The 18,458-nt window shown below is 54.9% G+C and carries 15 protein-coding genes and 1 tRNA gene; 7 read left to right on the forward strand and 9 right to left on the reverse strand.

Annotated features, from left to right (window positions below):
• Position 1: 1 nt before the first annotated feature.
• Positions 2-772 carry a tRNA (cytosine(32)/uridine(32)-2'-O)-methyltransferase TrmJ gene (gene trmJ / locus KGA81_RS20495; protein ID WP_223547909.1) on the reverse strand — a complete coding sequence of 257 codons (771 nt, stop codon included), beginning with the start codon at positions 770-772 and terminating at the stop codon, positions 2-4.
• 146 nt (positions 773-918) lie between these two features.
• Here trmJ and suhB point away from each other — a divergent pair, with 146 nt between their 5' ends.
• Positions 919-1,737, forward strand: a complete 819-nt coding sequence (suhB, locus tag KGA81_RS20500) for an inositol-phosphate phosphatase (RefSeq protein WP_008053258.1) — start codon at positions 919-921, stop codon at positions 1,735-1,737.
• Positions 1,738-1,985: 248 nt separating this feature from the next.
• Here the strand turns inward: suhB and KGA81_RS20505 are convergent, their stop codons facing one another.
• From KGA81_RS20505 to queA, 6 genes are all read right to left on the reverse strand, one after another.
• Positions 1,986-2,534: a glycine zipper 2TM domain-containing protein gene (locus KGA81_RS20505; RefSeq protein WP_223547910.1), complete on the reverse strand. Its 549-nt coding sequence runs from the start codon at positions 2,532-2,534 to the stop codon at positions 1,986-1,988.
• Between the two features lie 120 nt (positions 2,535-2,654).
• Positions 2,655-3,569 (reverse strand): protein translocase subunit SecF, encoded by a 915-nt coding sequence (gene secF, locus KGA81_RS20510; RefSeq protein ID WP_108216509.1) that lies wholly within the window; start codon positions 3,567-3,569, stop codon positions 2,655-2,657.
• 9 nt (positions 3,570-3,578) lie between these two features.
• Positions 3,579-5,447, reverse strand: a complete 1,869-nt coding sequence (secD, locus tag KGA81_RS20515) for a protein translocase subunit SecD (protein WP_223547911.1) — start codon at positions 5,445-5,447, stop codon at positions 3,579-3,581.
• A 64-nt stretch (positions 5,448-5,511) separates the two neighbouring features.
• Positions 5,512-5,847 (reverse strand): preprotein translocase subunit YajC, encoded by a 336-nt coding sequence (yajC, locus tag KGA81_RS20520; protein WP_007982729.1) that lies wholly within the window; start codon positions 5,845-5,847, stop codon positions 5,512-5,514.
• 43 nt (positions 5,848-5,890) lie between these two features.
• Complete coding sequence (gene tgt, locus KGA81_RS20525; protein ID WP_177413271.1) at positions 5,891-7,006, reverse strand: tRNA guanosine(34) transglycosylase Tgt; 1,116 nt, start codon at positions 7,004-7,006, stop codon at positions 5,891-5,893.
• A gap of 14 nt (positions 7,007-7,020) precedes the next feature.
• Complete coding sequence (gene queA, locus KGA81_RS20530; protein ID WP_223547912.1) at positions 7,021-8,070, reverse strand: tRNA preQ1(34) S-adenosylmethionine ribosyltransferase-isomerase QueA; 1,050 nt, start codon at positions 8,068-8,070, stop codon at positions 7,021-7,023.
• A 108-nt stretch (positions 8,071-8,178) separates the two neighbouring features.
• On the opposite strand from queA, the gene KGA81_RS20535 reads away from it, so the two are divergent.
• A tRNA-Leu gene (locus KGA81_RS20535) sits at positions 8,179-8,263 on the forward strand.
• 958 nt (positions 8,264-9,221) lie between these two features.
• On the opposite strand, the gene KGA81_RS20545 is transcribed toward KGA81_RS20535, so the two are convergent.
• Positions 9,222-11,072: a DUF6119 family protein gene (locus KGA81_RS20545; protein ID WP_223547913.1), complete on the reverse strand. Its 1,851-nt coding sequence runs from the start codon at positions 11,070-11,072 to the stop codon at positions 9,222-9,224.
• Between the two features lie 530 nt (positions 11,073-11,602).
• Between KGA81_RS20545 and KGA81_RS20550 the strand changes: the two genes are divergently transcribed.
• The 5 genes from KGA81_RS20550 to KGA81_RS20570 all read left to right on the forward strand — a co-directional run bounded on the left by KGA81_RS20550 (position 11,603) and on the right by KGA81_RS20570 (position 18,205).
• Positions 11,603-14,725: a hypothetical protein gene (locus tag KGA81_RS20550; protein ID WP_223547914.1), complete on the forward strand. Its 3,123-nt coding sequence runs from the start codon at positions 11,603-11,605 to the stop codon at positions 14,723-14,725.
• Between the two features lie 1,392 nt (positions 14,726-16,117).
• Positions 16,118-16,447, forward strand: a complete 330-nt coding sequence (locus tag KGA81_RS20555; protein ID WP_223547915.1) for a hypothetical protein — start codon at positions 16,118-16,120, stop codon at positions 16,445-16,447.
• 190 nt (positions 16,448-16,637) lie between these two features.
• On the forward strand, positions 16,638-17,093 hold the full coding sequence (locus tag KGA81_RS20560) for a hypothetical protein (protein ID WP_223547916.1): 456 nt from the start codon (positions 16,638-16,640) through the stop codon (positions 17,091-17,093).
• On the forward strand, positions 17,093-17,380 hold the full coding sequence (locus KGA81_RS20565) for a hypothetical protein (protein ID WP_223547917.1): 288 nt from the start codon (positions 17,093-17,095) through the stop codon (positions 17,378-17,380). The genes KGA81_RS20560 and KGA81_RS20565 overlap by 1 nt, the downstream gene beginning before the upstream one ends.
• Before the next feature lie 3 nt (positions 17,381-17,383).
• Positions 17,384-18,205, forward strand: a complete 822-nt coding sequence (locus tag KGA81_RS20570; RefSeq protein WP_223547918.1) for a hypothetical protein — start codon at positions 17,384-17,386, stop codon at positions 18,203-18,205.
• Positions 18,206-18,361: 156 nt separating this feature from the next.
• Here the strand turns inward: KGA81_RS20570 and KGA81_RS20575 are convergent.
• On the reverse strand, positions 18,362-18,458 hold a 97-nt coding region (locus KGA81_RS20575; protein ID WP_223545205.1), incomplete at its 5' end, for a transposase domain-containing protein.

Here is an 18,458-nt window from a genome sequence, read left to right on the forward strand (position 1 = left end):
ATTAATCCTTCCGGTTTAGTAGTTCACCACGGGCCGCTTTCTGGGTTTCCGTGAGGATGCCACGCAAAATATTCATTTCCGCCCGGCTGACCGAGCTTCGTCCATACAACCGGCGCAGGCGCGCCATCAAGTGCCGTGGCTTTTCCGGATCGAGGAATTCGATGGCCACCAGAGTTTGCTCCAGGTGCTCATAGAATCGCTCCAGCTCATCCATGGTCGCAAGCTCAGCGCTTTTCACCGAGGCCACTTCTTCCTTCTCGACCTTGCTCGGCTGACCTTGGGCCGCCAGCCAGGACATGCGCACTTCATAACTCAACACCTGCACCGCGGCCCCAAGATTCAGCGAGCTGAACTCAGGGTCTGACGGGATGTGCACGTGATAATGACATCGCTGCAGCTCTTCGTTGGTCAGGCCGGAATCTTCACGACCGAACACCAGGGCGATTTCGGCGCCCTGCCCGGCTTCCTCCACCACTTTCGCACCGCATTCGCGAGGATCGAGCAGCGGCCAGGGAATCCGTCGGTCACGGGCACTGGTACCGAGCACCAGGTTGCAGCCGACCAAGGCATCTTCCAAGGTGGCGACGACTTGCGCGTTTTCAAGGATGTCGCCGGCACCGGAAGCACGGGCATCGGCCTCGTGGTGCGGGAACAGGCGCGGCTCGACCAGCACCAGCCGCGACAGGCCCATGTTCTTCATGGCACGCGCAGCCCCGCCGATATTACCCGGATGGCTGGTATTGACCAGGACGACACGAATGTTTTGCAGCAAGGGAGGCGCTCTCGAACACGATAATCGGGAGCGGAATCTTACAGCTGTCGTTACCGTTAAGCCACGAAAGCGAACGTCGTCCTTCTCCTGTAGAAACTTTCTGATAGAATGCTCGGCTTTCTTTAACAACCTTAGGTGACACATCCATGCAGCCCATGCTGAATATCGCGCTGCGCGCCGCCCGCAGCGCCAGTGAATTGATCTTCCGCTCCATCGAGCGCCTGGATACCATCAAGGTCGACGAAAAAGACGCCAAGGATTACGTATCCGAGGTGGATCGCGCCGCCGAACAGAAAATCATCGACGCCCTGCGCAAGGCCTACCCGAATCACTCGATCCTGGGCGAAGAGACCGGCATGCACGCCGGCACCGGCATCGAAGGCGAAGAGTACCTGTGGATCATCGATCCGCTGGACGGCACCACCAACTTCCTGCGCGGCATTCCTCACTTCGCTGTCAGCATCGCCTGCAAATACCGCGGTCGTCTTGAGCACGCCGTTGTTCTGGACCCGGTTCGCCAGGAAGAATTCACCGCCAGCCGTGGTCGCGGCGCCCAACTGAACGGTCGTCGCCTGCGCGTCAGCGGCCGCACCAGCCTGGACGGCGCCCTGCTGGGTACCGGCTTCCCGTTCCGTGACGACCAGATGGACAACCTCGACAACTACCTGGGCATGTTCCGCGCCCTGGTTGGCCAGACCGCCGGCATCCGCCGCGCAGGTTCGGCGAGCCTGGACCTGGCCTACGTGGCCGCCGGCCGCTTCGACGCCTTCTGGGAGTCGGGCCTGTCCGAGTGGGACATGGCTGCAGGCGCCCTGCTGATCCAGGAAGCTGGCGGCCTGGTGAGCGACTTCACCGGCGGTCACGACTTCCTTGAGAAAGGCCACGTCGTTGCCGGCAACACCAAATGCTTCAAGGCAGTTTTGACGGCGATCCAGCCGCACCTGCCAGCCTCGCTGAAGCGCTAAGCTTCCAGCGACAGAGAAAGCACCCCTCGGGGTGCTTTTTTTATGCCCGCAATTCGATCCGAAATACTGTAGGAGCGAGCTCGCTCGCGATGGTCGCCAACGATAACGCGGGCATTCTGGATAGACGCGGTGCCTTTGGGTTCTTCGCGAGCACGCTCGCTCCTACAAGGGGTACGCCGCGATGCATAAATGGCAGGCACAAAAAAAGCACCTCGCAAGGTGCTTCTTTTGAATCCGGCTTCAGCAGATCACTGAGCCGCCTGATTCTCCGACAAGATCAACTTGCCTTCCTTATCCACCGGAATCTGGTTGCCTGGATCACGATCCATGCGCACCTTACCTTCCTTGCCATCCAGCGAATACCGTACGTCGTAACCTACAACCTTGTCGCTGATGTCGTTAACCGTGTTACAGCGGGTCTGGGTGGTGGTGTAGGTATCACGCTCCTGCATGCCTTCCTGCACCTTGTTGCCGGCATAACCACCACCGACAGCGCCCGCGACCGTGGCGATCTTCTTGCCGGAGCCGCCACCAATCTGGTTACCCAGCAGACCACCTGCCAATGCACCGACCACCGTACCGGCGATCTGATGTTGATCTTTCACCGGCGCCTGCCGGGTGACCGTTACATCCTTGCATACTTCACGTGGAGTCTTGATTTGTGTCTTGACCGGCTCAACGGCGAGTACTTGTGCGTACTCCGGGCCGCTTTTAACCAGGCTGTAGGTGGCCACAGCACCCCCGGCAGTTACACCGACAGCACCCAGTACAGCACCAACCAGCATCGACTTGTTCACATGAACCTCCTGGACCATCACATGCGGAGCGTGTCCGCGCTTCTCCCAGCCTTGGAGCACAAAAAAAGGCGCGAGTTCAACTCGCGCCTTTTTGGATGACACCGCTTAAGGACTGCTGCCTCAAGGACGGTCGTCGACTTCCTTCTCGGTATTGGCCGGAGGAATCAGGTCTTCAGTGCTCAGGTTCAGCCAGATCAGCACCACGTTAGCGATGTAGATCGACGAGTAGGTACCCGCCAGAACACCGATGAACAGGGCAATGGAGAAACCGAACAGGTTATCGCCACCGAAGAACAGCAGGGCCGCGATCGCCAGCAAGGTGGAGATCGAAGTCGCCATGGTCCGCAGCAGGGTTTGCGTGGTCGAGATGTTGATGTTCTCGATCAGGCTGGCCTTGCGCAGTACACGGAAGTTCTCGCGAACCCGGTCGAATACCACAATGGTGTCGTTGAGCGAGTAACCGATGATCGCCAGTACCGCCGCCAGCACCGTCAGGTCGAAGGTGATCTGGAAGAACGACAGGATACCGACAGTCACGATCACGTCGTGGATCAGGGACACGATCGCACCGACCGCAAACTTCCACTGAAAGCGGAACGCCAGGTAGATCAGGATACCGCCCAGCGCCATCAGCATGCCGAGGCCGCCCTGGTCGCGCAGCTCTTCACCCACCTGCGGGCCGACGAACTCGACGCGCTTGACCGTCGCCGGGTTCTCGCCACCCACCTTCTGCAAGGCTTCGGCGACCTGGTGACCCAGTTGAGGGTCTTCGCCAGGCATGCGCACCAGCAGGTCGGTAGTTGCACCGAAGTTCTGCACGATGGCTTCGTGATAACCCGCGGTCACCAGCTGCTCGCGCACCTTGGTGACGTCGGCCGGACGCTCGTAGGTCAGCTCGATGAGCGTACCGCCGGTGAAGTCCAGGCCCCAGTTCATGCCCTTGTGGAAGACACTGAATATGGCCAGTGCAGTAAGGAACAATGTGACGCCGAACGCAAAGTTGCGAACGCCCATGAAGTTGATTGTACGTAACATGGCAGCCCCTTAAATCCACAACTTCTTGAAGTCACGACCGCCGAAGATCAGGTTGACCATCGCGCGGGTCACCATGATGGCCGTGAACATCGAGGTAAAGATCCCGAGGGACATGGTCACTGCGAAGCCCTTGACCGGGCCGGTGCCCATGGCAAAGAGGATGCCGCCGACCAGCAGAGTGGTCAGGTTGGCGTCGAGAATCGCGGTGAATGCCCGGCCGAAGCCTTCGTTGATTGCGCGCTGCACCGTCATGCCGGCGGCGATCTCTTCACGGATCCGCGAGAAGATCAGCACGTTGGCGTCGACCGCCATACCCATGGTCAACACGATACCGGCGATACCCGGCAGGGTCAGCGTTGCACCCAGCAGCGACATCAGGGCCAGCAGCATCACCATGTTCACCGCCAGAGCGACGGTGGCGATCAGGCCGAAGAAGCGGTAGATGGCCATGATGAACAGCGAAACGAACAGCATGCCCCACAGCGATGCATCGATACCCTTGGTGATGTTGTCGGCACCCAGGCTCGGGCCGATGGTGCGTTCTTCAGCGAAGTACATCGGTGCAGCCAGACCACCGGCACGCAGCAGCAGCGCCAGTTCGGACGACTCGCCCTGGCCGTTCAGGCCGGTAATACGGAACTGCGCACCCAGCGGCGACTGGATGGTCGCCAGGCTGATGATCTTCTTCTCTTCCTTGAAAGTCTGAACCGGCACGTCCTTCTCGACACCGTTGACCATCTGCTTGGTGTAAGTGGTGACCGGGCGCTGCTCGATGAAGATCACCGCCATGCTGCGACCGACGTTCGAACGGGTCGCACGGTTCATCAGCTCGCCGCCGTGACCGTCCAGACGGATGTTCACTTCCGGTGTGCCGTGCTCGCCGAAGCCAGCCTTGGCGTCGGTCACCTGGTCACCGGTGATGATCAGGCCACGCTCGATGAGCGCAGGAGGACGCTTGCCCTCACGGAACTCGAATTCCTCGGAAGTGGCTTTCGAAGCACCCGGCTCAGCAGCCAGACGGAACTCCAGGTTGGCCGTCTTGCCGAGGATACGCTTGGCTTCGGCGGTGTCCTGCACGCCCGGCAGCTCAACCACGATGCGGTTGGCGCCCTGACGCTGGACGATCGGTTCGGCAACACCCAGCTCGTTGACGCGGTTACGCACCGTGGTCAAGTTCTGCTTGATGGAGTATTCGCGGATTTCCGCCAGCTTGGCCGGGGTCATCGCCAGACGCAGCACCGGTTGACCATTGAGGTCGGCCGGAACAATGTCGAAATCGTTGAAGTTCTTGCGGATGATCGAACGAGCCTGTTCGCGGCTGTCTTCATCAGCGAAGCCCAGCTGGATGGCACCGCCCAGTTGCGGCAGGCTGCGATAGCGCAGCTTCTCTTTACGCAGCAGGCTCTTGACGTCGCCTTCGTAGACTTTCAGGCGTGCATCGAGGGCTTTTTCCATGTCCACTTCCAGCAGGAAGTGCACACCACCGGACAAGTCCAGACCCAGCTTCATCGGGTGCGCAGCGAGGTTGCGCAGCCATTGCGGGGTGGTTTGTGCCAGGTTCAGCGCGACGACGTAGTCATCACCCAATGCCTTGCGTACAACGTCCTTGGCCGGCAGCTGGTCTTCAGCCTTGGTCAGGCGAATCAGCCCGCCCTTGCCGTTGGCGGCCAGAGTGGCAGCCTTGACGTTGATCCCGGATTCCTTGAGCGCAGCGCTCACACGATCCAGATCAGCCTGATTGACCTGCAGCGCCGTGCTGGCTCCGCTGACCTGAATGGCCGGGTCATCAGGGTAGAGATTGGGAGCGGAATAAATCAGACCGACCGCCAGCACCGCCAGGATCAGAATGTATTTCCACAGAGGATATTTGTTCAGCATCACGCCGCCCGTTTATGACGCGGGGCGCCTTGCGCGCCCCGTCGATTGAAGATGAAGTTGAAACTTAGATCGCCTTGAGCGTGCCTTTTGGCAGCGTGGCGGCGATGGCGCCTTTCTGGAATTTCATTTCGACGGTGTCGGAAACTTCCAGAACGACGAAATCGTCGGCCACTTTAGTGATCTTGCCGGCGATGCCGCCAGTGGTCACAACTTCGTCGCCCTTTTGCAGGCTGCTCAGCAGGTTTTTCTGCTCTTTGGCGCGCTTGGCCTGTGGACGCCAGATCATCAGGTAGAAGATGACCAGGAAACCGACCAGGAAAATCCACTCGAAACCGCCACCCATTGGGCCCGCAGCAGGTGCAGCGGCGTCAGCCATGGCATTAGAGATAAAAAAGCTCATTTAGCACTCCAGTTGCAAATGTTGAATCTTGGGGTCAGAAAACTCAGTCCAAAGGCGGCACGGGAAGCCCGCGTTTGGCGTAGAAGGCATCGACAAAGGCGGCCAATGTACCCTGTTGAATAGCCTCGCGCAAACCAGCCATAAGCACTTGATAATGGCGCAAGTTATGGATGGTATTGAGCATGCTTCCCAGCATTTCGCCGCACTTGTCCAGGTGATGCAGATAAGCGCGGGAGAAGTTCTGGCAGGTATAGCAATCGCAGGTCGGATCGAGCGGCGAATCATCATGGCGATGGAACGCGTTACGGATCTTCAGCACGCCGGTATCGATGAACAGATGCCCGTTGCGGGCATTACGGGTTGGCATCACGCAATCGAACATGTCCACACCGCGGCGCACACCCTCAACCAAGTCTTCCGGTTTGCCAACGCCCATAAGGTAACGAGGTTTGTCAGCCGGCATCATGCCCGGTAGATAATCCAGCACCTTGATCATCTCGTGCTTGGGCTCGCCCACCGACAGACCGCCGATGGCCAGGCCATCGAAGCCGATCTTGTCGAGGCCTTCCAGGGAGCGCATGCGCAGGTCCTGGTGCATGCCACCCTGAACGATACCGAACAGCGCCGCCGTGTTGTCGCCATGGGCTTCTTTCGAACGCTTGGCCCAGCGCAGGGACAACTCCATGGATACGCGGGCGACATCTTCGTCGGCCGGGTACGGCGTGCATTCGTCGAAAATCATCACGATATCGGAGCCCAGGTCACGCTGGACCTGCATCGACTCTTCCGGGCCCATGAACACCTTGGCGCCATCGACCGGGGAAGCGAAGGTCACGCCCTCCTCCTTGATCTTGCGCATGGCGCCCAGGCTGAACACCTGGAAACCGCCGGAGTCGGTCAGGATCGGGCCTTTCCACTGCATGAAATCGTGCAGGTCGCCGTGCTTCTTGATCACTTCCGTGCCCGGACGCAACCACAGGTGGAAAGTGTTGCCCAGAATGATTTCAGCGCCAGTCGCCTCGATATCCCGTGGCAGCATGCCCTTGACCGTGCCGTAGGTGCCCACCGGCATGAAGGCCGGGGTCTCGACGGTACCGCGCGGGAAGGTCAAACGACCGCGACGAGCCTTGCCGTCTGTGGCAAGCAGCTCGAAAGACATACGACATTGGCGACTCATTCTGTTTCCTCGGGGCCACGCGGTGCTGGATTACGGGTGATAAACATCGCATCACCGTAGCTGAAAAAGCGGTATTCGTTGTCGACGGCGGCTTTATAGGCGGCCATGGTCTCGGGATAACCGGCGAACGCCGAAACCAGCATCAACAGCGTGGATTCGGGCAAATGGAAGTTGGTGACCAGGGCATCGACCACATGAAACGGCCGGCCCGGGTAGATAAAGATGTCGGTATCGCCGCTGAACGGCTTGAGCACGCCATCGCGGGCGGCGCTTTCCAGGGAACGCACGCTGGTGGTCCCCACGGCCACCACCCGGCCACCGCGAGCGCGGCAGGCGGCAACCGCATCGACCACGTCCTGGCCGACTTCCAGCCATTCGCTGTGCATGTGGTGGTCTTCGATCTTCTCCACGCGCACCGGCTGGAAAGTGCCAGCCCCGACGTGCAAGGTCACGAACGCGGTCTCGACGCCCTTGGCGGCAATTGCCTCCATCAGCGGCTGATCGAAATGCAGCCCCGCCGTCGGCGCCGCCACCGCGCCCAAACGCTCGGCGTAGACCGTCTGGTAACGCTCGCGGTCGGCACCTTCATCCGGGCGGTCTATATAAGGAGGCAACGGCATGTGCCCGACACGGTCGAGCAGCGGCAACACCTCCTCGGCAAACCCCAGCTCGAACAACGCATCGTGCCGCGCCAGCATCTCGGCCTCGCCACCGCCGTCGATCAGAATCTTCGACCCAGGCTTGGGCGACTTGCTGGACCGCACATGAGCCAGCACGCGATGACTGTCGAGCACCCGCTCCACCAGGATTTCCAGCTTGCCGCCGGAAGCCTTCTGGCCAAACAGCCGCGCCGGAATCACCCGGGTATTGTTGAACACCATCAAGTCGCCGGGGCGCAAATGCTCCAGCAAATCAGTGAATTGACGGTGTGCCAGGGCGCCGCTGACCCCATCCAGGGTCAACAGGCGACTATTGCGCCGCTCGGCCAGCGGATGGCGGGCGATCAGCGAATCAGGGAGCTCGAAGGTAAAGTCAGCAACGCGCATGATGGGGTGTCGTCTAGCAGGGCCGGGAAGTCTAGCGGAAATATCAAAAATTCTCCATGTACCTGATTGACCAACGGTTATCTCATCTCTATACTTCGCCGCCATTGAGCCCTGATGGCGGAATTGGTAGACGCGGCGGATTCAAAATCCGTTTTCGAAAGGAGTGGGAGTTCGAGTCTCCCTCGGGGCACCACATAGCAGTATCTGAGAGTCTCTACCAGCCTCTCAGACCCAGAGAAACCGGCCACTTAGCCGGTTTTTTTGTGCCTGCCTGTCTATGCCTGTATCCCCTTATCCGTTGTATCCCCTTATCCGTTGTATCCCTGTATCCCTGTATCCCTGCTTGTATCCTGAGAAAAATACCGAACTTTGGGATACAAGGATGAAGCGCGCAGACATCAAGCGCCGCCCTCTCGCTGACCCAGAACGAATCAAAAATTTCCGACACGCTAAAAGCCAGAAAATCCCACTTGACCGCATTGCTCAATGTCCTTGCCATCAGGTCTGGAAAAACCACAGAAATACAAAAGCTCACGATTAATGCAATAAAAGCAGAAATAGGATACATAGAACGCAGGCTGAAAAGTCAACACTAGCACTGTACGGAAGTCGATCAAGGCTTCCGCTACTGCCCCATCCCAAGTCCGCCTCAGACGGACAGTTCCCAACCCGAAACAAACAACATTGGCATTGAGCGCCTTCTATCGTGCACCGTTACCGTCGAGAAGACTGGACCACCGCAATCAAGCGTAGACAATTACTGCTTAATCTGTTGCCGATCTCACACTTCACAAATACACAACACCAATCAAAATATAAAGCCCAACAAAGTAACTCGCCAAGCAACCGCTTCCACACCCTAGAGCTTTAAGAGCACCTTAAACATTCTCTACCCAGCATCAAAGCCCATCACTTAGCTGCCAAACAAACAATTTAACAGAATCACAATTTTCATCGCGCAGTGCAATTACAAGCGACATCAAGCGTATTATAAATCACTCAGAACCTTAAAGTAATTGCTTAAAATTTGGTACTCCCACTGAAAGAACCTTGGGGCCTGACGAGGGCAAACTCATGGCAACCATTGGCAGCACATGAAACTAGGACTAGCAGGAATGACCGCTCCCTCATTAACTTTTAGAAGCGAAGCCTCACACTACAACTTCATAATGCCAATTATGATTGGTATATGCTCTTCCAAGCTTGCCGAAGCTATAGAAAACCTTAAACCTAGAACCGGCAACACTATTTTTTATCACTGCGCAGCACCCGGCCAGTTTCGCGCCCGCAGCGAGAGCTTGCCCGGCAACCACACAAACTTCCTTCTTCCCCTTAGCCCTATCAAACACCTCTACAATCACTGTAGGATAAGAACTGTATTTTTCCTTCGGCGGACTTACATCAGGAATATAAATTAACGCAGCAGGAATTTGCATTAACTCCAAGCTTTTGAAACAACGCATTAAGCTAATCTTAGAAAACAGGGGTAAATTATCCGACAGTTCCGCTGGATTTTTTCGAGTAATCACTCCATACACGACCTTCAATTTTTTGGCATCAACCGGATCGCAATACTCACGCTCATCGTTACTTCCAATTCGATCAACAATTAGTTCCTTCAGCGCATCTCGACATACTGCCTCAAGAATCAATAACTCCGCCGAATTAACTCCTTGATTAAAAAGATGACTTAGCTGCGATGATCTTGTCGATATTTTTATATGATAAAGATTCGCCACCTCAGCCACAGAAACAGAATACAAGTCACATGGCTCTATTTGACTGGATCCAACTGGACTCATATTTGTTTGATCCAAACAAATAAATCGATCTAGCGATTGCGCAACAGACGCATTGTAATTCTCTTCGCTATAGTGATTTATCCCATTCAACACGACATCATGATCATACTCAACCAAATCTGTATCTTCACACTTAGCATCTAGATAATTTTTCAACTCCCGAATATATCCAACATCTACACGATACCATCCACCCTCGCAAATATGAAAAACCTTATCTGGCTCCACAATATCCAACAAGAAGCAATTATAGACACTATACGCCCTACTTATATTTCCTTCAGCATCGCATAATGCAATACTAAATGACTTCAACCTTTCAATACTCAACTCACCCAATTCGTAGTCATCGCCCAAATACTCATAAAAAGCCTCAAGCGAAACATCTGTATATACATCAGCAATACCACCCCGCCCTTGAAACCGGCAGCACGTATTATCTCGATAATCGATAATATCCGGGATAGACAAGGACAAGTCATCACTGCGTTCAATAAATTTTTGAAGAAGCTGAGCATCTAGAACACGAACAACATCAGGATCTTTTTCTGGAGTTATTTTCCCTACATTCGGAAAGGTTACGAGATACTCTTCGCTAGAGTATAGGTCGAGTAGACTCTCGCAAATACCCACCAACTCACTCGGATCAATTTTTAATCCAACTTTCAGACTAGCCGACCCTGTAGCACTTTTGAAAAGCTCTACAAACTCTTCCTTAACTGCCCCGGTAAGACTTCTAATTATCTCTGCATTACTATCAAAATCCAGAAAGGTAAGATCGGTCGCAGCAGGAACTTGCGTTCTTTTCCTTCGAGATGCACCTGGATCCATTACATCTGCACTTTTAAGCTTATTTGGATCAAGGCTATTTAAGGTCACCCTCAATCCAAAATCATACTCATAGCAATTATCCTTAAGACTGTGAAATACATGCCCAAAGGACAATACAAAGCATCGATCTTGGACCGGAAGAAACACTAGCGCCCCTTTACTCGCCTGAAGTAGTGGTTGCGCAATTTCAAAATAATCTTTCCACCAAGGATTCCGTGAAGGATTGTCCAGAATAAAGAGACTTGCATCTTCTGGAAGCTTGCTTGAAACAACAGCCTCACTCAAGGAATTTTCCTCTTTGAGTGAGTTCGATGCATCATAACCTTGCTTAAGTAGGAATATTGAGAACGGACGGGTTTTAGTGCTCACTATAGACTCCTTTCTGTTTTTGTTATCTAGTCATGACTCTACGGCCGAGTTTCAAAAACCAACACTTACCGCACTGCAAGCCACTCAAGCTTTTCAGGTGCCAAGGGCTGGGCAAATAGCTACTACATCTGGTTATGGCAGAGTCTCGACCAGACTGCAAGCCCTCTTCAACCAAAGTCTAGATCTAGAGAATATTAGGTGGGCTATTGATTATCCGTTTGCGTATACGGTGAGCGGGGAAACTCACGCTGGTTAACATGAGTCGCTCTTGGCCGCTTGATAGAACAACGAACGTTGTCCTGGCTCGGGAGTTGGTCCTTTCTAACGGGAGCGGATCCTGGAAGAGGTATGTACCTTCGGGACCCAATGCGCCGCATTAGCAACCCAGTGAGCGTATTGGGCGCTCAATTCATAATCCAGCAATGCGACGCGAACTGAAGATAGGGCCTCTATTAAGTGGCTGATTTTACACCTACACTTGAATCGAGGTAGTGTTTTAACTTGGATAGTGGATCAATCTGGCGGTACTAATGGAATTCATCGACAAGCAGATCGCACCGCCAAAGTCGTGGGAGAAGTTCGAAGACCTGACACGTGCACTGTTTGCCGCGGTCTGGGAAGCACCTCTGACACAAAAGCACGGTCGGGCCGGTCAGAAGCAGCAAGGCGTTGATGTCTACGGGACACCCGAGGCGGCGCCGGGCAAGACTTTTGGCGTGCAGTGCAAGGGGAAGAGTGAAGCCTACGGATCCAAGGCAACGATTGCCGAATTTGATGCAGAGCTCGCTAAGGCGGAGACGTTTAAGCCTTCGCTTGGACATTGGACGTTCGCCACCACTGCGGCAAACGAAGGACCACTTCAGGAACATGCGCGGCTCGTATCTGAACGGCGCGAGAAGGAAGGGCGCTTTCCTGTCGTCGCCATCGGCTGGGAAACAATTCAGGCATTACTTTCCGGCCACCAGGCCGTGCTTGAAGAATTCTATCCCGAGCATGCAGGCGATTTAGTCAAGATCATGGCTACACTGCGTGCACTACCGAGCGCAGACGAACTCGATCAGTTTCGGCGGAGCCTTACAGGGTTCATGCCGCATACAGCGGCACCGAGCCTTAAGGTGTCTGCGTGGTCTGAAGTTCAGTTCGAGACGGCTCGCGACCTTGGCCCCGCGCTGATGGGACGTCCGCTTGGGCCCGCAGATGTTGCCGCTTGCCCCAAGCTTCCCGAAGTGGCCATTCTAATTGCCGACCTTGAGCGGGCTGGCTCTGCCCGGCTCGCGGGCATGCCGGGGGCAGGCAAATCAATCTGCATCCTTCAGGCGGCGCGCCAAGTGCATGATCGTGGCTGGCGAGTTTTGCGGTTGGCTGACCCAATGGGCGAAATTACACCACTTGTTGAAAACTCAACTCCAACCCTTTATCTCATTGATGACGCACATTTAGCGCGCCCAGCGCTGCTGCGTGAAATGGAGGAGCGCGCTACAACATCTCGATGGGTTCTGAGTGCACACACAATTTCCGAGGATAAGGGCGGCTCTCCGGGGGCCATCCGGCTCGATGCGAAGCGTGCGGTTCGAGTTATTGCGGACGGTCTGCGAACTTTTCCCGAAACTACACTTGCCGCCGTTCGCCGTGCCGACGATCGGGTCGGTGATCGCCCAGGAGAGGAGCCGCTCGATCGGCGTCTTGAGCATGCGGCGGAGCAGGCGCTCTACCCATGGCAATTCTGCTTCATCCTGGGAGGGGGATGGCGGCGGGCGAGCGCATTAGCAAGTTCCGCTCGCGCAGCGGGGGCGGATCTAATTCTTGCCGCTGCAGCCATTCGCCAGCTTGTCACCCGCGATGCCCGTTGTTCGCGCGACATGTTGATATGGTTAGTTGAAGACGCAGTATTAATCGCCGACGTTGACGCTGCACTTACCTGGTTGATCTCACAGCGGCTTCTACTGGGTGTTAACGACCTTCGCTGTCCGCACCAACGCCTTGCCAGCGTTCTGCTTGATCGGATCCTCGAAGGGCAGTCAGACGAAGGCCGGAAAACCATCGCTAGCATGCTTGAGAGGGTGTTCCGCGACGAGGATACATCTCTAAGCGGCTTGAGCGTGCTACTCAGAGAGTTGTCGACACCGAGCGGGCACCGCCGGTGGAATTGGCTCGTGCAAACAGAGTGGCTTGCGCCCGTCCTAGTGCGTTGTTGGGCTGCGACCGCACCGCTCGACATCCGCGATGCCTGCTGGGTGCTTAAAAATTTACATGGCTATCTGGCCGAGGAAATGAGCGAGATTGCGGATCATAAAGAGATCTTAACGAATTGGATTGAGACCGCACCTGAAGACGCTTGCTATGCGATTGGCGGGGTCATCAATCATGTCTGCAACACCGATGAGGCGCTCGGCGAAAGCATCGCCGCATTGGTCAATCCGCTCGAACTGGCGCGTGCGATCAATACTGCGGGGCCGTTGCACGCTGGCCAGATAGCCAATCTCATTTCCATGATGCGCGTCGGCAAGAATGACGGGTGGAAAGCCCGTTATCTTGAACATGTTGATCATATAGCGTGCCTTCGTACGGTTTCGACTTGGCCGAAGCACGCCTATCTGTCGATCGTGGCCGATTTTTGCAAACATTTTTGCTATTTCGCACCAGAGTTCGGGTTCTCACTGATCGAAGCGCTGATTCCGGCTATTTCAGACCGGTTACGTGCTAATCCTCAAGAAGCGTTTCATGAACTTAACGATATTGTGTGGAGTTCGTTGCGGCTCTACGATCCGCTCGGCATTTATGTGGGCAAACTGGCGCCCACGCGTCGAATGCGGCAGGTAGCGCGCAGGATCTGTGCTTGCTGGTCGCCGCAGGATCTTGCGGCCAAATTGTCGCGCAGCACGCAACGAAGCTTCCAGTCTGCTGCGGGACTGCTCAGCTTCATGTATAAGGCCGCGCCAAAGCAGTTCGAGGCGACCGTGCTTGCACTCGATTGGGAAATGATCGATCAGGCGATCGGTGACGGTTGGTTGGAAGACATTGGCGACGCGCGAATGTTTCTAGGTGTCGCATACTCAGTGCAAGCGGTGCGCCCGGCGATCGAAGCGATGGTTAAGCGCAACGAGCCTCAAATTATCAACATGTCGACGCATCTTGCTGCACTCGCTCCGGCGAGTGCGTTGCGTCATGTCGCTGCCGGCAGGCGCATCGCGCTCTGCCACTGGGGCCATGTCGATTGGGAGTTGGGGACGATGGTTCTGGCACGGTTCGTCAAGTCTGAGCCGACATTGGTTCCAGCTTTACTGGAGCCACACTACGTTGGATTAGCAGCCGCACTATCGCAGTCCAGTCCGTCCTTCTATAACGAGGGCTTGTTGTTTCTACGCCTTCTCGCTCAGGTGGGGCCTGGCGGGTTAACGCGAGTGCTCGACCACATCGATGTCGAAAAGGCCGGGCATGGCTGGCGCAACGCACTGCGCGGACTCGAAAACAATCGTGCGCCCGGCACTAAGGCAAAGGCGCGGCAGGTCGCATCATTGCTGATCCATCACGCACTCGATCGTAATGACACCGTTGGCGATCTTGCGCGGTGTTTGCGGCTCGATTTTCCAAGCCTATCTGTTCCCCTAGCGAAAAATATTGAACCAATTGATATTACCGAGCCCATCGACTAACTAGATGGGGTCCTGGTACGTGGTTTGTAACACTCACCGGGCCTGTAACACTCAGTATCCATATCGTCTGCCGACCGTGTAACGACAATAAAATCCAATATATTCAATAGGTTGGTCGATTTCGTAACATTCGTAACACCCGTAACATGACATTTTGAATCACCTCCCCCTGTACCCCGTAAGTGATGACGCCATCAGCGATAGAAAGGTAGCAACAACCGGAGTTTTCGACATCTGGAGGGGCCCCTGAAGAACTCCTTTCGACACGGGGTCGGAAACCCGCGCGATCGTATTAGCGGAAAAATACCCAGCTTAGTGAACAGGTGAACTGGGTGAACTGCTGTTCACCAGTGCATCTGCACTACGAATTGGAATCACGCCGGGGACCCTGAGCATTTTGGATAGACACGGGGCAAAGAACCCGCAGCATCTTGTTAGCGACTGAGTTTTCTACGTTGGTTGACAGGTTGACGTGGTTGACACTATCCCCAAGGTTGACCGGGCTCGACCGTTCGCTATCAACAACACAATGGCTCACCTTTACCGTTGCAGTAACGATGCCCATTTCTCTTCAATATCCTTTCAATTTCAACGTCGAAATTTCAGTAAGCTCAGAGAACTGTCGCTACCAAGATCTCGCGGGTTTCCGACCCCGTGCATCGCGAATATCCTCAGGGGCCCCGGCGCTTCCAAAGCGTACGAGCGCAGCTTGTTGTGCTAAAAACTCCACCGTGCTAACAAAACCCCGCGGGTTTCCGACCCCGTGTCCTTCAGATAGTCCCAGGGTCCCCGACGGCTTTTTGGCTACTGATTGCTTTCTGCCATCCTCCGGCTAACCTCCACCCCTGCTGGCCATCGCACATCTCGGCCAGCAAAGCAGACATGGTTAAAAATGTTGAGTCATTACCGATCCGCCACACGGAAGCGAGGACTAGCAAATGCAATCATTTATCGTAAATAGAAACGTTCAAGCGAACGGCGACTACGAAGTGCACAACACGACGACTGGCTGCAGGTTCATGCCGCAGCTGGAGAATCAGGTATCACTCGGAAATCACCTAAACTGCACCGGCGCTGTTAGCGCCGCTCGAGGGGCAAACCCCACACTAAGAGTTAATGGTTGCTACCATTGCTGCAACCCTTGCCACACCAGCTAGGTACCTGACAAAGCACAGCGGGGTTTACGGGGCCACGGATTATATGGAAAACTCCAGTCTCCCTCGGGCACCAAAATTAAGAAAGGTCTTGCTTTGCAAGGCCTTTTTTTCGTCTGTAGAAGAAAAGCACCTGACACCCCATCACCCTTGTGGGAGCCGGCCTGAACTGGCGACGCTTTTGCCCCTGCCCTTCCACACCACCCGCACCGCCGGAACATTTCACAAGGATTCCCCCATGGAATTGCACCTGGAAACCGTCGCCCTCTTCTCCCTCAAGCTGGCTTATGAATCGGATGGTTCAAGCCCGATTTTGCGTGACGATCTAGTCATGGGTGGCTACCAGCGGGATGTGTTTGAGTTGTTGGTGCGGCGGGGGGATGTTGAGGCGATTCAGGTGAAGGTGGATGAGTGTGTAGGGCTGGCGCTGGAGGCCATTGGTGGTGTGGATAAGCCGTTGGGGCGGGAGTTGCGGAGGTTGGCGGGGGAATTTTCCGGGATTCAGACATTGGCGCAGCTTGATGCCCCGCTCATTGCACTGAAAAGTTATCTGAAAGATATTCAATGAATGGGAGAGGACACGCCAAAGAGGTGGGTATTCCCGACAGGTCACCGCTCGCCGGAAGATCAGCCACACTAGGTCGAAAGCTTCAATTACCGAGCTACACTGCAACGACTTGGATTGCGATGGTTTACTTTTCCAGCTCAAGCTAGGACAGCATACCCCGACGGTTGAAATGCCTAATAAGGAACGCAGGATGTCTGATGAGAAAGGACGGAACTTACAAGTGCCTGGGCAAAGTGCCGAGGTTCCGACAGATAAGTCCCTGAAGCTGACGCAGAATGATGTGATCGACTTGAGCGGTCTAAGCGACAATCAGGTTTCTGAGCTACGTCTTCAGCACGCCAAAGGCTTGCTTTCGCTTCAACAGAAAGCACAGGAAATGAAGATCGACGTTGCAGCTCTAGATGCGTCGTTAAATTCTTTCAACGACCAAACTGCGAAGGCCACTCAAAATGGTGCTTCAGCAACTATTCAGCACTCGCAGACCTCGTCGATTGGGCGCACTGAGGTGATCATCGGGAATACTGACCGCGCTGCTGCAGGGAAACTGTCGCGTTCTGCATCAGGTGAAAGGGATCGCACACTGATGATTATCGGCATAATCGCTGTGGCTGTGGTGCTTGTCGCGATGTTCATGGGAGGGAAGTAATGTTTCGGAGCAGCATCACAATCCGCGACCCAGAAGATGCTGTGACTGAGCTGGAGCGATTCCATATTGCCCTTAACAAATCAGGTTTGTCAGAAACGACCTCTGTGTTCTTGTGTGATCAGGTCAAGATGGCACTCCAACAGTTCAAAGATCAAATGGCGCTTCGTCACATGCACATGATTACTGCCGACAGGGTCTTCGAGGGCGACGACTACCGTGTCTCAATTGCTGTTCGCCAGGGACAAGAAAGCCTGCTGTCGAAGATCATTGGCTTGCTCAAGGGGTAAGCCATGGGACGTTATCATCATGGTTCTCGCAAGGGCACCAAATATCGCCACAGTACTGGCTCGGAAGCAGCCCGACGCCACATTCAGGAAGCGCAAGCGTTTTCGCAGGAGATTGGCGGAAATGATACAGATGTGAAGTCATATTTCTTCGGCTTATCTGGTACTGAATTTGAATCCATCCTAACGGAATACGGCAAGACGTACGGCCCTGAAGCGGAGAGTTATGCACGGAATACCATGTATAAATGGCGCACGGGTGTGACGAAAATGTCGGGTATGGTAGCAAAGCGGTTATTCGACCTGCTGCCGCCCCGAATGCCTGAGAGGAAGAAATACGAACTAGCAGAAAGTGTGTGGTTGCACTTCGGCCCTTCCTCGCGCCACGCTTTTACAGTTGGACCACAAGCCGATGTTGCCGTCCTTGCGCATGTAGTCGTGGAAAAGTTGGATCAGGTCGTGCTTTCTTATGGGCTCCCCGAAAACGTCAAGGCCCGCTTCGCCTGGTTGGCTTCGGGAGACGTGGTAATTAAGGAACAGCTCCTGAACCACTTCAGACAATTGCAGAAATCCATAGCGGCTGAGAAGGTCAGTCTTGAAATCCCCGTCTTGCAAAAGCAGGTTCTTGATCACCCGGACACTACTGGATTGGTTCGCTCTCACATTGAAATTCATAAGCATGTGGTGAGCATTACAGTGGATAAGCGTCTGACTATGGAGGTCAACGAAGGTGACCCGAGACCAATGAAGAGCACGGCGAGCGGAAGTCTGTGGTGGCTATGGGTTATCGGTGCCGCAATCATTTTTTTTCTATTGTCTCGGCGGTAATACCGAGGGAAAAGTGGCCAGAGATTTACTTCAATTTACTCTGCTAAAAATCTCAAGCCCAAACGATTTGAGCGCGCCACTTTTTATCAAGCAGGCAGCACAAACCTAGCTTCAAGTCTATGCAACGTAAGCGTCCGGCGAACACTCCTTGCGTAGTTAAACGGGCGCCCACTTGTACGGGAGCAATTCCGTAATTTCACTCGCCCGCTGCGTCGGCAAACGAGTCAGAACGTCCTTTAGATATGCATACGGA

Origin of the sequence: Pseudomonas sp. A-B-19 (assembly GCF_019947515.1) — a bacterium.
In the GTDB taxonomy this organism is placed as follows: domain Bacteria; phylum Pseudomonadota; class Gammaproteobacteria; order Pseudomonadales; family Pseudomonadaceae; genus Aquipseudomonas.